At 62.4% G+C, this 13,690-nt stretch carries 11 protein-coding genes; 8 read left to right on the top strand and 3 right to left on the bottom strand.

Translation table 11 applies throughout. From position 1 onward, the window contains the following. The first annotated feature begins 109 nt into the window (after positions 1–109). The 3 genes from HDG39_RS33840 (at position 110) to HDG39_RS33830 (ending at position 3,010) form a co-directional block, all read left to right on the top strand. The gene (locus tag HDG39_RS33840; protein WP_311668045.1) at positions 110–391 is read left to right on the top strand and encodes a DUF4148 domain-containing protein; all 282 of its coding nucleotides are present in this window, start codon (positions 110–112) and stop codon (positions 389–391) included. A gap of 387 nt (positions 392–778) precedes the next feature. After that, positions 779–1,762, top strand: a complete 984-nt coding sequence (locus HDG39_RS33835) for a LysR family transcriptional regulator (RefSeq protein ID WP_184012541.1) — start codon at positions 779–781, stop codon at positions 1,760–1,762. A 102-nt stretch (positions 1,763–1,864) separates the two neighbouring features. After that, positions 1,865–3,010, top strand: a complete 1,146-nt coding sequence (locus HDG39_RS33830) for a porin (RefSeq protein WP_184012539.1) — start codon at positions 1,865–1,867, stop codon at positions 3,008–3,010. Between the two features lie 80 nt (positions 3,011–3,090). On the opposite strand, the gene HDG39_RS33825 is transcribed toward HDG39_RS33830, so the two are convergent. Further along, positions 3,091–3,378: a DUF4148 domain-containing protein gene (locus HDG39_RS33825; RefSeq protein ID WP_221305966.1), complete on the bottom strand. Its 288-nt coding sequence runs from the start codon at positions 3,376–3,378 to the stop codon at positions 3,091–3,093. 303 nt (positions 3,379–3,681) lie between these two features. Between HDG39_RS33825 and HDG39_RS33820 the strand changes: the two genes are divergently transcribed. Genes HDG39_RS33820 through HDG39_RS33810 form a run of 3 tightly spaced genes read left to right on the top strand, consistent with a single transcriptional unit; the run spans position 3,682 to position 9,703 of the window. After that, a complete protein-coding gene (locus HDG39_RS33820; RefSeq protein WP_184012537.1) occupies positions 3,682–6,921 on the top strand; it encodes an efflux RND transporter permease subunit in 3,240 nt (1,079 codons plus the stop codon). A 19-nt stretch (positions 6,922–6,940) separates the two neighbouring features. Next, positions 6,941–8,218: an efflux RND transporter periplasmic adaptor subunit gene (locus tag HDG39_RS33815; RefSeq protein ID WP_184012535.1), complete on the top strand. Its 1,278-nt coding sequence runs from the start codon at positions 6,941–6,943 to the stop codon at positions 8,216–8,218. A 27-nt stretch (positions 8,219–8,245) separates the two neighbouring features. Further along, the gene (locus tag HDG39_RS33810; RefSeq protein ID WP_184012533.1) at positions 8,246–9,703 is read left to right on the top strand and encodes an efflux transporter outer membrane subunit; all 1,458 of its coding nucleotides are present in this window, start codon (positions 8,246–8,248) and stop codon (positions 9,701–9,703) included. A gap of 16 nt (positions 9,704–9,719) precedes the next feature. Here the strand turns inward: HDG39_RS33810 and HDG39_RS33805 are convergent, their stop codons facing one another. Further along, on the bottom strand, positions 9,720–11,180 hold the full coding sequence (locus tag HDG39_RS33805; protein WP_184012531.1) for a heavy metal sensor histidine kinase: 1,461 nt from the start codon (positions 11,178–11,180) through the stop codon (positions 9,720–9,722). Continuing rightward, positions 11,180–11,857 (bottom strand): heavy metal response regulator transcription factor, encoded by a 678-nt coding sequence (locus HDG39_RS33800; protein WP_184012529.1) that lies wholly within the window; start codon positions 11,855–11,857, stop codon positions 11,180–11,182. Before HDG39_RS33800 ends, HDG39_RS33805 begins: the two co-directional genes overlap by 1 nt. Positions 11,858–12,425: 568 nt before the next feature. Between HDG39_RS33800 and HDG39_RS33790 the strand changes: the two genes are divergently transcribed. Both HDG39_RS33790 and HDG39_RS33785 read left to right on the top strand, forming a co-directional pair. Beyond that, positions 12,426–12,767 carry a hypothetical protein gene (locus HDG39_RS33790; RefSeq protein WP_184012527.1) on the top strand — a complete coding sequence of 114 codons (342 nt, stop codon included), beginning with the start codon at positions 12,426–12,428 and terminating at the stop codon, positions 12,765–12,767. 144 nt (positions 12,768–12,911) lie between these two features. Next, positions 12,912–13,370 (top strand): hypothetical protein, encoded by a 459-nt coding sequence (locus HDG39_RS33785; protein ID WP_184012525.1) that lies wholly within the window; start codon positions 12,912–12,914, stop codon positions 13,368–13,370. The last annotated feature ends 320 nt before the right edge of the window (positions 13,371–13,690 follow it).

Genomic DNA, 13,690 nt, shown 5'->3' with positions numbered 1-13,690 from the left:
ACCTTGTCGCTTAGTAACGTGCGAATCATCCCGTCTTGCAATTGCAAAAAACAAGATGTAAACACATTTCGTCAAATGTAAACAGACCCTAGAGACTTCGGAGAAAACCGTGAAAAAGACAACACATATAGCGATTGGCGCCCTTGCGTGTTCGATCGCGATGAGTGCCTTGGCGCAGACGCAGCCCACTGGCAAGACCCGGGCGGACGTTCATGCGGAACTCATCGAGGCGCAACGGGATGGTCTGGTGCCTACGCCGAAGTACGACTATCCGCCAAGCGAAGCTGCGATTGAACGCAATAAGGCACTGTACGCGATCACTCACAAAGGTGAAGAAATATCTCCTGTTTCAGCGGCGCCAACGCAATCTTCCAGTGAAACGGTGCAGTGACAAGCTTGCCAGGAATGTCTGCGTCTGCGCGCGAATGTCAAACCTGGAGTCGAAGACGACTTTATTGAACATAGCAATCCTTTCCGCGTTTCTTCTTGCGCCCGTTGAGGTCGCCCACGCACGTGATGGACCTCGTGAAGAAGGATTAGGGTAAGGAATACAAAGAAACATGCAATGCCCGCCACGGACGCACACGGATCGGCAAAGCCGGCGATTTCGGAAGACCGCGCAGTCTGTCGGCGGGGAAACGCGTGTGACGTAGCGTAAGGTCAATGGGTCGCGCCGTGAAGCGAGGCGCATCGTTCATGCGCAGGCATCTGTTCTTTCCTACCCAACGGCTCGCGAGCGAGCTAGCCTAAAATCCCCCGACCGCTGCGAAACGATTCCATGAATCAATTAGCCTCCGTTCGCATTTTCGCCAAGGTTGCCGACTGCCTGAACTTCGCCGAGGCGGCGAAGCAGCTCGGTATCTCGAATTCGGTCGTCACTCGCAGCGTGGCGGTACTCGAGCAACATCTCAGCGTGCGCCTTGTCAACCGGACCACTCGCCGGGTGTCGCTGACGCCTGCCGGCCAGTTGTATCGGGAGCATTGTGGCGAACTGCTCAGGCAGCTCGCGACGATGGACGAATGCATGGCAGCTGCTGCCGGTCAACCCGTCGGATCTTTGCGTATTGCGGCGTCCTCTTTATATGCTTCGACCGATCTGCCCGAAGTACTAGCGGCGTACCGGGTGCAAGAGCAGCGTACGCAGTTCGATCTGACCGTATTCGATAACATGGCCGATGTCACGGTGGCAGACTTCGATGTATGCTTCAGCGCCGAGCGCTACCTGCGTGATTCGTCGCTGGTTTGCCGGCCGCTCGCACAGACGCGGGACGTAATTGTCGGGAGCCCCGCGTACTTCGCACGTCGGCGGCCGCCACGCACCCCCGAGGAGCTGTCGTCGCATGATGTGCTGGTCGCGTCGGACGCGCCGAGTCGTTACTGGGAGTTTCATGACAAGCATGGCACGCAGCGCGTAGTGGTACGGCCGGTTCTGAGCATGCAAAACCCACTGCTCATAAAGCGCGCAGTCCAGGCGGGCCTCGGCATCGCCCGGCTTTCGCGCTCGCTCATTCAAGGTGAGCTGGCAGACGGCTCATTAAAGCCAGTGCTCGAAAACATCGAATTGTGCGGCGACGCGCGGACAGTGTGGGTGCTCTATTCCGGACAACCGTACATGGCGGTGGCGCTCCGCCGCTTTGTCGATTTCGTGGTAGAACGTTATCGCCAGAATCCACATGAAGACAAGCGCGAAGCTGTCGTTCCCGTGGGGGCAGCGCAACACCATTTCAGCAATACTGAACTGCAGTGGACGGGCATTTTGTAGGTCCTAAAGTGCAAATACCTTTCGTCAGATCCCGGCTCCACGCACCGGCGCGCGAGCTAGATCATGGCGAGGTACTCAGGCAAACTTTAGGAATCTACACTCATGAAGCGACTCCTCATTACGGGCGCAGCGATCGGTTGCACGATCGTCCCGATGGCCGCGCTGGCGCAAAGCAGCGTCACGCTGTATGGCCTGATCGACGAAGGTCTGAACTATACGAACAATACCAAGCAAGGTTCGGCTGTGCAGATGGAAAGCGGCTTTGCACAAGGCAGCCGATGGGGCGTGAAAGGCAGCGAAGATCTGGGCGGTGGCACGAAGGCCCTCTTTCAGCTGGAAAATGGCTTCGACGTCAACTCCGGCGCACTTGGACAGAGTTCGCGCATGTTCGGCCGGCAGGCGTACATCGGTTTGAGCAACGCGAAGCTCGGGACCCTGACAATGGGCCGTCAGTATGATTCAGTCGTCGACTATCTCGCCCCGCTTACGGCGAACGGCAATTGGGGCGGCTATCTGTTGTCGCATCCGTACGACAACGACAACACAGACAATTCGTTCCGACTGAACAACAGCGTGAAGTACACCAGTAACGCCTACGGCGGCTTTTCTTTTGGCGGTCTGTACGGTTTTAGCAATCAGGCGGGTGGCTTTGCTGACAACCGGTCGTATAGCCTCGGCGCACAATTCGTCGCTGCCAACGTTTCAGTCGCAGCGGCGTACATGCAGATCAACAACCCGGGCGGAAACTCCGGTGGGTCGCTTGCAGCCGACGACACGAATTTTTTCGCGAGTCGCCAACAGGTGTGGGGCGCCGGGATTAACTACACGATCGGCTCTGCGATACTCGGCTTCGTATATAGCCACACGGCACTCAATAACGCGACGGGCTCCGTCTATGTCGGCAACTTCGCGAATACGGCAAGCAGCCTGAAGTTCGACAACTTTGAATTGAACGCGAAGTATCAGTTCCTGAAGAATGCGTTCGTCGGAGCGATGTATAACTACACGATCGGTCACTTCAATAGCGCCGCCGGCGATTCGGAGCCGACGTGGCATCAGGTTGGACTGATGGCGGACTACAACCTGTCGCCGCGTACTGACGTGTACGTGCAGGGTATGTATCAGCACCTGGCGGGCGGCAGTGCGTCCGCGGCGCCGCTCAACACGGCGTTTATCACGGGTGCAGATTCGCCTTCGACGACAGCAAATCAGGTCATCACGCGCGTAGCCATTCGCCACCAGTTCTAACCGGTTCGCGCTTCATCGCGCCATCCCGCGCCCACGCATCGAGAGTCCGCACGTGGGCGCGCGTTCGTCTTCCCTTTGCATCAGTCAGACGTGACGCCCCAATCCGTCGGGCTCGTAGAGGCGGACGCAGTCGCGCTAAACGGGTCGTTCTGGTACTCGATTGCGTGAAGCTCCTTGTTGCGGCCAAGTCTCGTGGCTGGCAACGGATAGTTGTTCTCCGGTACCGGCAAGAGCCCATCGGCCTGTGCCTGCACCAGTTGCTGGTGTACTTCGGCGCGCGTCATTCCCGGAATGGCGGTTTGGGCGGAAGCGTTCCAGCCAAAAGTAAGGCTGACTGCGGCGGGTGCGACTGCAACGCTGGAAAGCAGCTTGATTGTGCTTCTCCTATCAGGTTTGGAATTGTGGACAAGGCCATGCTTTCCATTCCGATCGAACGACCTGGCCTTTCTCTGACCACGCGACTACGGATTTGCTATCTGCGTGCGGCGGCTGTCGATTGCATTCCCGAAGCGCGTTCGGTTATCCGGCAGATGACAGACTTGTATTGTGGCTGACCGGAACCGGTAAGCACGGCCCACACATACTCCAGACCAGGCCTGAATTCAAGCAGCAGTTCTACTGCGCGAGCCTTGGGTCGGGCAACTCTATTTGCTATTTATCAGGAATTCGTCATGTGGATTGTGAGGCTCGCCCTGCGCCGCCCGTACACATTCGTGGTACTGGCTCTGCTGATATTCATCGTCGGGCCGCTTTCCATTTTGCGCACGCCGACCGATATCTTCCCGAACATCAATATCCCGGTGGTCAGCATCGTCTGGACGTACAACGGCTTTTCCGCCCAGGACATGGCCAATCGCATCACGTCGAATTACGAGCGCGCGCTGAGCTCGGACGTCGACGACATCGAGCATATCGAGTCGCAATCGCTGAACGGCGTCTCGGTGGTGAAGATCTTTTTCCATCCGGGCGCGGACATCAATCGCGCGATCGCCGAGGCAGCGTCGAACTCCGCATCGATCCTGCGCGTGTTGCCGCCCGGCACGCTGCCGCCCAACATCATTACCTATAACGCGTCGACGGTGCCGATCCTGCAACTCGGCCTCTCCAGCGACACGCTCTCCGAACAGCAGCTCTACGACCTCGGCAACAGCCAGATCCGCACGCAGTTGGCGACGGTACAAGGCGCGTCGGTGCCGCTGCCGTTCGGCGGCAAGGTCCGGCAGATCATGGTCGATATCGACCCGCGCGCATTGCAAGCCAAAGGCCTCGCGCCGCTCGACGTGGTCAACGCCGTCAACGCGCAGAACCTGATCCTGCCGGGCGGCACCGCGAAGATCGGCACGAAGGAATACAACGTGCAGATGAACGGCAGCACGGACACCGTAGCCGCGCTCAACGATCTGCCGATCAAGACGGTGGCGGGCGGCGTGGTGTATGTGCGCGACGTCGCCCATGTGCGCGATGGCTACGCGCCGCAAACCAACATCGTGCGCAGCGACGGCAAACGCGCCGCGCTTCTTACCATCGAAAAGTCCGGCAGCGCGTCGACGCTCACCATCATCCAGCAGGTCAAGGCGATGCTGCCGCATATCGTGGCCGGCTTGCCGAGCGCGCTGCACGTCACCGCACTGTCGGATCAATCGGTGTTCGTGAAGTCGGCCGTCGTGGGCGTGGCGCGCGAAGCGCTGATCGCCGCCGCCCTCACCGCTTTGATGATCCTGCTCTTTCTCGGCAGTTGGCGCGCCACGCTGATCATCGCGGTGTCGATTCCGCTTGCGGTGCTGACCTCGCTGATCGCGCTGTCCGCGCTTGGCCAGACCATCAACATCATGACGCTTGGCGGCCTCGCGCTCGCCGTAGGGATCCTCGTCGACGACGCCACGGTCGCCATCGAAAACATCACGCATCATCTGGAGAACGGCGAGCCGCTGCACGACGCGATCCTGAACGGTTCCGGCGAAATCGCGGTGCCGACGTTCGTATCGACGCTGTCGATCTGCATCGTGTTCGTGCCGATGTTTCTGCTCTCAGGTGTGGCGCGCTATCTGTTCGTGCCGCTCGCCGAGGCGGTGGTATTCGCCATGATCACGTCTTACTTTTTCTCGCGCACACTGGTGCCGACGCTCGCGATGTACCTGATGCGCGCACGCAGCAACGCGCTGGTGACGGGTAATGGACCGATTGCGCGCCTGATCCGCTTTCAGGCCGCCTTCGAACATTGCTTCGAGCGGCTGCGCGAACGCTATCGCGGCATGCTCGGCGCGGCGATAGCGAGTCCGCGGCGGTTCATCGCGATCTTCCTGCTGTTTTGCATCGGCTCGCTCGCGCTGGTGCCGTTTGCGGGCCGCGACTTCTTCCCCGCCGTCGATACTGGCGAGATCCGCCTGCATCTGCGTGCGCCGACCGGCACGCGTATCGAAGACACCGCGCGCCTCACCGACGAAGTCGAAGCCCGTGTGCGCAGCATGATTCCGAAGCAGGAACTCTCGGCGATGCTCGACAATATCGGCGTGCCGGTGAGCGGGATCAATCTGACCTACGACTCATCGGACCCGATCGGCCCGGAAGACGCCGACGTGATGATCACCCTCGCGGCGAAGCACAAACCGACCGCTCAATATGTGGCGAGACTGCGCACGACGCTCGCCAGGGATTTCCCCGGCGTCACGTTCGCCTTTCTGCCCGCCGACATCGTCAGCCAGATTCTCAACTTCGGGCTGCCCGCGCCGATCGATATCCAGATCGTCGGCAACAAGCTCGACGCCAACCGCGTCGTGGCGAACCGCCTGCTCGCACAACTGCGCGGGGTGCGCGGTCTCGTCGATGCGCGTATCCAACAGCCCGGCGATGCCCCCGCAATCAACGTCAACGTCGACCGTACCCGCGCGATTCAGGCCGGGTTGTTGCAACGCGACGTGTCGCAGAACCTGCTGATCGCGCTGTCCGGCAGTTCGCAGACCACGCCGAATTTCTGGCTCGATCCGCACAACGGCGTGAGCTATCCGCTGATGGCGATGATGCCGCAGTACGACATCAACTCGTTGCAGGCGCTCGCCAATATTCCGGTCGCGCTAACCGGAGGCACCGGGTCCGGCGTGATGACCACGGCCGCAAACACGGGCGGTCCGGCGCCGCAAAACCTGCTCGGCGCGTTGAGCACACTGACACGCGTCACCCAGCAAGCCGTCGTCTCGCACTACAACGTGCAGCCGGTGCTCGACATTTTCGCGTCGGCGCAAGGACGCGACCTCGGCGGCGTGGCAGCGGACGTGACCCGGCTCGTCGATAAGATCCGACCGCAATTGCCGCCTGGCGCGTCGATCGTCATGCGCGGCCAGGTGCAGGCGATGCACGACTCGTTCAGCGGTCTTGCGAGTGGCCTCGTGTTTGCGATCGCCCTGGTCTACCTGCTGATGGTCGTCAATTTCCAGTCGTGGCTCGACCCGTTCATCATCATCAGCGGCTTGCCGGGCTCGCTCGCGGGCATCGCATGGATGCTTTTCAGCACCGGCACTCGCCTGAGCGTGCCGGCACTCACCGGGACGATTCTGTGCATCGGCATCGCCACGGCCAACAGCATTCTCGTGATCAACACCGCGCGCGAATTTCACCACGGCGGCAAGCCGCCGCTGCTTGCCGCGCTCGAAGCCGGCTTCAGCCGCTTCCGTCCAGTGCTGATGACCGCGCTCGCCATGCTGATCGGGATGCTGCCGATGGCGCTCGGCCTCGGCGATGGCGGCGAACAGAACGCGCCACTCGGACGCGCCGTGATCGGCGGCCTCGCGCTCGGCACGGTGTCGACCTTGCTGTTCGTCCCGGTCGTCTACGGGATGGTGCATGCGTGGCTCGACAAACGCCGCGCGGCACGCACCGACACACAAGAATCCGGCGTTCCCGCCCGCACTCATTGATTCCGACGAGACCTTGCCCATGAACGATTCATCCCTTCCGCCCGAGCTTGGCGAGCGGTCAGAAGCGTCCGCCGAGACCGCCGACACCGCGCGTTTGCATAGCGCCAAGGAAACCCGGCATGCCGGCGCCACGCCGGCAGCGGCCGCCAGCACGAACGCGCGCCGCCGCCTCTGGCCGCTTGCGTTGACCGGACTTGCCGCGGCGTTGCTGACCGTCGGCATCGTGCCGCGACTGCACGCCAGTGCCGCGCTGACGCAACAGACGCAGGCGCAAAGCGTGCTCAGCGTGTCGGTCGTCACACCGCGCGCCGCGCCGGCCATCCACGAACTGCTGCTGCCCGGCGCGGTTACGCCGTTCGCGGAAGCGTCGATCTACGCGCGCACGAGCGGCTACCTGTCGCACTGGAACGCCGACATCGGCGCACAGGTCAGAAGCGGCCAGACGCTCGCGACAATCGAAGCCCCCGAGCTCGACGCGCAATTGCGCCAGGCCCGTGCCGACGAAGCCACCGCGCAGGCCAATTTCGACTTCGCCAGGACCACCGCGCAGCGCTGGCAGGAGATGTTGAAAACGCAATCGGTCGCGCAGCAGGACGCCGACACCAAAGTCAGCGACATGGAAGCGCGCCGCGCGATGCTGGCGTCGGCGCAGGCGAACGTCGCGCATCTGGCCGAGCTTGTCTCATACGAGAAGATCACCGCGCCGTTCGACGGCGTGATCACTGCGCGCAACGTCGACGTCGGCGCACTGGTCACGGCGGGCGGCACGCCGGGCACCGCGGGCATGTCGGGCGAACTGTTCCACATCCAGCAGACCGGCGTGCTGCGGGTCTTCGTCGATGTGCCGCAGAACGACGCGCCGTATGTCACGCCGGCGACCGGCGTGTATCTCACCGCCCAGCAGTATCCGGGCCGTCGCATCGCCGCGAAGGTGGCGCGCAACACCGATTCGATCGATCCGTCGAGCCGCACGCTGCGCGTCGAGATCGACGTCGATAACAAGGATGGCGCGCTGATGCCCGGCGCTTACACGCAGGTGCATCTGCAATTGCGATCGACCACGCCGGCGCTCGACCTGCCTGTCAGCGCCTTGCTGTTCCGGCCGGACGGCGTGACGGTCGCCGTGGTCGATAGCAACGGCCGGGCGCTGCTCAAGACCGTGCATATCGGCCGCGATTTCGGCACGCACGTGGAAATCACGACAGGCCTCGCCGCCACCGACCGCGTGATCGACAACCCCGGCGATTCGCTGAACACCGGCCAGATCGTGCAGATCGCGCCGGCCATGCCTGGCTAAGTGCAACGTCACAGAAAGGATTCACTGATGGTTTCTCTGTCTCTTTCACGGCCGCGGCTGCACCGCACGCTGGTGGCCGGGATGATCGGCGCGCTGCTCAGCGCGTGCTCGACTTTGCCCTCCTATCAGCGCCCGAGCGCCGAGATTCCCGCGCAATATGCGGGCACCGCACCCGGCTGGGCGCAGGCCGCACCGGCCGACGCCACGCCGCGCGGCCCATGGTGGACGATCTTCAACGATCCGGTGCTGAATCAACTCGAAGCGCGTCTCGACGTGTCGAACCAGACCGTGCGCAAGGCGGTCGCGCAGCTCCAGCAAGCGCGGTCGATGGTGGACTATCAGCGCGCCGGTTTTTTCCCGACGATTACCGCTGGTGTCGCGCAGGATCGCTCGCGGACCTCACAGAATGTCGAAGGGAAATCGCTCGCGGGCAAGACCGTGCCGGACTATTCGGCGGGCGTGTCGGCGAGCTGGGAGCCGGATCTGTTCGGACGCGTGCGCGATAGCGTGAACGGCGCGCAGGCCGACGCCCAGGCGAGCGAAGCCGACCTCGAAGGCGTGCGCCTGTCGATGAGCGCGGATCTCGCCGTCGACTATTTCTCCCTGCGCTCGCTCGACACGCAGAAGAAGCTGCTCGACGACAGCGTGACCGCCTACGCGGCCGCGTTGAAACTGCTGCAGCAGCAACTGAAAAACGGTGCGATCGATGCGTCCGCGGTCGCCCAGGCCACGACGCAACTCGAAGCGACGCGCACGCAGGACACCGACATCGACGTGACGCGCGCACAGATGCAGCACGCGATTGCCACGCTGACCGGCGAGCCGGCTTCGAGCTTCGCGCTGCCGCCGAACGGCTCGGCCGTCACACCGCCCGCGATTCCGGTCGGCTTGCCGTCGCAATTGCTGGAGCGTCGCCCCGACATCGCCGCCGCCGAACGGCGCGTGGCGTCGGCCAATGCGCAGATTGGCGCCGCGCAGGCGGCGTTCTTCCCGGATCTGGTGCTGTCGGCGAGCGCGGGACTGGAAAGCACCTTTTTCGCACCCTGGCTGAGTGCGCCGAGTCTGTTCTGGTCGCTCGGCCCGCAACTGGCCGGCACGCTGTTCGACGGCGGCAAGCGCCGAGCCACCCTGCACGGCGCGACGGCGCAATACGACGGCGCGGTCGCGGACTATCGCCAGTCGGTGCTGGTGGCGTTCCAGCAGGTCGAGGACAATCTGTCCGCCTTGCATTCCCTCGCCGACGAAGCCGACAGCCAGCAGCGCGCCACCACGGCCGCCGAACTGTCGTTGCGGCTCACGACGAACCGATTCAACGCGGGCGCGGTCAGCTATCTCGACGTGGTCACGGCGCAGACGATTGCGTTGACGAATCAGCGTGTCGCCGATCAGATCGCCGCACGGCGGTTGGAGTCGAGTGTGTTGTTGTTGAAGGCGTTGGGTGGGACGTGGGGCGATGAGGGCAAGCGTGCGGCCGGAACTGTGTAAGCCCCCTGGATACCCTTCACCCGCCCCGCCGAAATACCAGCACAAAGCGCGTACTCCGTGCATCGCTCTGCGCATGCACCGAGCCGCCGTGCAACTCCATGATCGTGCGCACGATCGCAAGCCCGAGCCCCGTCGATCCCGTCGAGCCTCGCGACAAGCCCGATGACGGCAGCGAGCTGCGTGACGGATCGATGCGATAGAAGCGGTCGAAAATCCGATCGAGATGTTCGGCGGCAATAGGCTGTCCTTCATTCGACACGGTCACGCGCACCGCGTCGGCCGATGCGCTCGCGTCCAGCACGATCTCGCCGCCTTGCGGCGTATAACGAATGGCATTGGCCAGCAGATTGCTCACCGCGCGGCGAAACAGTTCGAGATCCGCCGTCAGGCTGGCCGTGCCGCTGACACGCACACGCACTAGCGCCTCTTCGGCAATCCCTTCGAAGTACTCGGCGATATGGCTCAACTCGCGCGCCGCATCGAACTCACGCATGTGCCTGACGAACTGCGGATGTTCGGCGCGCGCCAGAAACAGTACGTTCTCGATCATTCTCGACAGCCGGTCGCACTCTTCCAGATTCGAGGCGAGCAGCGACTCGTATTCATCGACGGAACGCGGCCGGGCGAGCGCGACTTCAGCGGCGCCGCGCATGTTGCTGAGCGGCGTGCGCATGTCGTGCGCGAGGTCGGCGGTGAAACGCGATAAACGCTGAAACCCGTGGTCGACGCGCTCAAGCATGGCGTTCAGCGACGCCACCAGCGTCTCGAGTTCGCTCGGCACACGCGCCACCGCGATCCGCGTATTGAGGCGATTCACCGTGACCAGGCTCGCGCTAGCCGCGATATCGCGCAGCGGCCGCAGCGCGGCGCGGATCAGCAGATAACCGAGCAGCATCGCCAGCATCACGCCGGCTACGCCCGCCAGGTGAAGCCTGTCGCGGTAACGGTCCAGCAGCAGCCAGCGGTCGCTCATGTTGCGCGCCACCAGCACGCTCGCCGTTTCGCCGTCGCGTAGACGCGCGTCGGTGAGAATGCCGTGAATCGGTGCGCCGTTGCGGCCGGTCCACTCGCCGATATCGGCCTCGGTGATACGCGCCGAAGCCGCTACGCGCGCGAGCGGCGGCAACGCGACGAGCGTCGCCGCGCCGCTCGCCGCGTTGGGTACGGCAAAAGTCCCGGCGATGTTGTGTTCGACTGCCCGGTTGCCATCGGGATCGAACAGTTCCATCGACATGGCCTGGTTGCCGAGCACGATGCTGATCAAACGGTCGCTATGCTCGCGAATGCCCTTCGACGTCTCCAGCTCCTCGGCAAGCCGCCGTGCGTGGCGCGCGGCAAGCACGATGTCGAGATTGTCCTGCGCCTTGATCTGCTTTTCGAGCGCGAGATACAGAAAGCTGCCGACCAGCACGAAAACCGCCAGCGTCGTGGCGCCGAAGGCAAGCGCGAGCGTCGCGGCAAGCGAGCGGACGCGCATCAAGCAGTGTCCTTCAGTTCGAGCACATAGCCGACGCCGCGCACCGTGTGAATCAGCTTGACGGGAAAGTTGTCGTCGATCTTGGTGCGTAGCCGGCGAATCGCCACCTCGACCACATTGGTGTCGCTATCGAAATTCATGTCCCACACGTACGACGCGATTTGCGTGCGGCTCAGCACTTCTCCCTGACGGCGCGCCAGCAGTTGCAGCAGCGAGAATTCACGCGGCGTGAGATCGATGCGCGTGCCGCCACGTTTCACGCGCCGGCGGTACACATCCATCTCCAGGTCGCCCACCTTGATCCGTTCGCTTTCGCGCGGCGGCCCACGGCGCGCCAGCGTACGCACGCGCGCCAGCAGTTCGACGAACGCAAAAGGTTTGACGAGGTAATCGTCCGCGCCGAGTTCCAGGCCGCGCACGCGGTCGTCGATGTCGTCGCGCGCGGTGAGAAACAGCACCGGCGTGGCGCGCGTGCTGCGCAACGTCTTGACGACGGTCCAGCCGTCCATGCCGGGCAGCATCACGTCGAGCACGATCACGTCGTATTCTTCTTCCTGCGCGAGGATCAGCCCTTGCGGGCCATCATTCGCGACGTCGACCGCGTAGCCGGACTCCTCCAGACCCTTCTTCAGATAGGCCGCTGTTTTGGGCTCGTCCTCGATCACCAGGATTCGCATCGGTTGCTCCGCTTGCGTTGACGATGAAATCATACCGGCAAGCGCTCCGGCCGGTGATTACGATCCGGTAATGTGCGTTCGCACGGCCACCGGCCATGCCTGCTATCCGTTGAACATGGACATCCGCGGTTTGCTGACCGGTTGACGTGCTCAGGGTCACCTTACCGGCGGCCGGATATCAACTTATCAAACGGCTTGGCGACTATTTGCCTGATCGTCAGCGGACGTCGAGCAGCACGTCGCATTCGACGGGGGGATGCCTCGCGAATCGAGAATCTCTCGACCGATGATATCTACGATAGTGCCCATGGTTCCTTCGAAAAAGTGACCGCGGCGAATGCCTGATTGAAACCGCCGAGGGTAACGGGCTGACTACATTACTTTTAAGCGTGCGCTACTAAAATAGACCCGTTACCCAATTTAACGCTCGGCGCTCTACAACTCGCTGGCCGACCCGAGACAACTGATGGTGGTGAAGGCGGCTGAACATAACGACTGGATGGGCCGCGTCGACGAAACCTGGTGGCGGGAGGCGATCGGCTTCCTGCTTACGCCTTCGCATTGAAATATGAAAGCACGCTCCGTCCCGTCGAGCTGGAAACGCTTCTATGTCCTCGATGCGAAGAGCAGGCCTGTCGAGGTGTTCGACCGCGGCGAGTGGTCGCGCTGGATGACTGAGAACGAACTGATCTTCCGCCGCACGCTGCTGGACGAATCCGGCGTGACGGTCACGACCCGCTTCCGCGGTGTGTCCGAACCGAAAACCGGGGAGGTTTCGCTGTTCGTGACGCGCATCGCCGGAATGGAAGCGCGAGACAACACGAGCTACGGAGCACGTACGCTCGATGAGGCGCTGGAGCAGCATGAGCGCATCGTGCAGAAAATCCTCCGGATGCTGACCGCGCGGTGATCGCCACAGCGCGACGATTCTCCGCGAAACGCAAATGCCACAGAAGGCGCAAGGGCGTGTAGATTAGGATCTTGTTGCGACCCGCCACGGTGTCTTCGAATCGGTCGCCATCCGAGTCAGTCCTGAAGTTGCACAGGAGTCGGCATGAACACGAAGCACAGCAAGAAGGGTCATCTCGAAGCCGCGGCGTCACACCACGAGCAGGCCGCGCGACATCACCGCGAGGCGTCGCGGCATTTCGATGACGGTCAAGACTTTGCCCACGCCGCACATCAGGCGATGATGGCCCACGGCCACACGTTGCATGCGATCGATCAGGCACACGACGCTGGCGCGCACAGCGCCAATACGCCATCAATAACGCCTCCATCGACCGGCTCAGCCGTAAGTGCCGCGGACGTGGCAAAACATCATGCGGCGGCCGTGGAGCTTCACACGCAGGCGGCGCAGCATATGCGCCACGCCGTCAAGCTCTTCGATCAGGATCGTAGCGCGGCCTCCCACGACGCACAGCTAGCGCTCTCCCTTGCACTGCGTGCTTTGTCCCATGGCAACGAAGCAGCCAGACTATTTGTCAAGCTCGCTGCCAGTGGTGCATCGTGAGTTAAGGCCGGTTGAATTCAAGCCAGTCACATCTTATTTGGTGGAGTATTCGGAGTGGTGCGGTATCCGCTTATACCGCTTCTTGAGCGCACCGAAAGCTGAATCGCTTTCTGCACGGCACGCACGCCGTACAGCACCAGGTTGTCGCGCGGATCTACGGTCGTGGGCCTGCCGCAAAGATCCGCGCATTGATAGGTACGGCGCAATCCAGCACGCCACTCGCGACTAGGGTCTGTTTACATTTGACGAAATCTTTCAATTACCCACTTTTTTCTCGGCCCAGCCAATACCCAAGCTCGATGTCGATCAATCGATGCATA

Origin of the sequence: Paraburkholderia lebeckiae (assembly GCF_014201005.1) — a bacterium.
Lineage (GTDB): Bacteria > Pseudomonadota > Gammaproteobacteria > Burkholderiales > Burkholderiaceae > Paraburkholderia > Paraburkholderia tuberum.
The sequence above is the reverse complement of the archived record's forward strand: the minus strand, read 5'-3'. Positions and strand labels throughout refer to the sequence as shown.

Bases quoted from the DNA above. Each gene is read 5' to 3' on its own strand.
- HDG39_RS33835 (WP_184012541.1), top strand. From the start codon at position 779: ATGAATCAATTAGCCTCCGTTCGCATTTTCGCCAAGGTTGCCGACTGC.
- HDG39_RS33830 (WP_184012539.1), top strand. From the start codon at position 1,865: ATGAAGCGACTCCTCATTACGGGCGCAGCGATCGGTTGCACGATCGTC.
- HDG39_RS33820 (WP_184012537.1), top strand. From the start codon at position 3,682: ATGTGGATTGTGAGGCTCGCCCTGCGCCGCCCGTACACATTCGTGGTA.
- HDG39_RS33815 (WP_184012535.1), top strand. From the start codon at position 6,941: ATGAACGATTCATCCCTTCCGCCCGAGCTTGGCGAGCGGTCAGAAGCG.
- HDG39_RS33810 (WP_184012533.1), top strand. From the start codon at position 8,246: ATGGTTTCTCTGTCTCTTTCACGGCCGCGGCTGCACCGCACGCTGGTG.
- HDG39_RS33805 (WP_184012531.1), bottom strand. From the start codon at position 11,180: ATGCGCGTCCGCTCGCTTGCCGCGACGCTCGCGCTTGCCTTCGGCGCC.
- HDG39_RS33800 (WP_184012529.1), bottom strand. From the start codon at position 11,857: ATGCGAATCCTGGTGATCGAGGACGAGCCCAAAACAGCGGCCTATCTG.
- HDG39_RS33790 (WP_184012527.1), top strand. From the start codon at position 12,426: ATGAAAGCACGCTCCGTCCCGTCGAGCTGGAAACGCTTCTATGTCCTC.
- HDG39_RS33785 (WP_184012525.1), top strand. From the start codon at position 12,912: ATGAACACGAAGCACAGCAAGAAGGGTCATCTCGAAGCCGCGGCGTCA.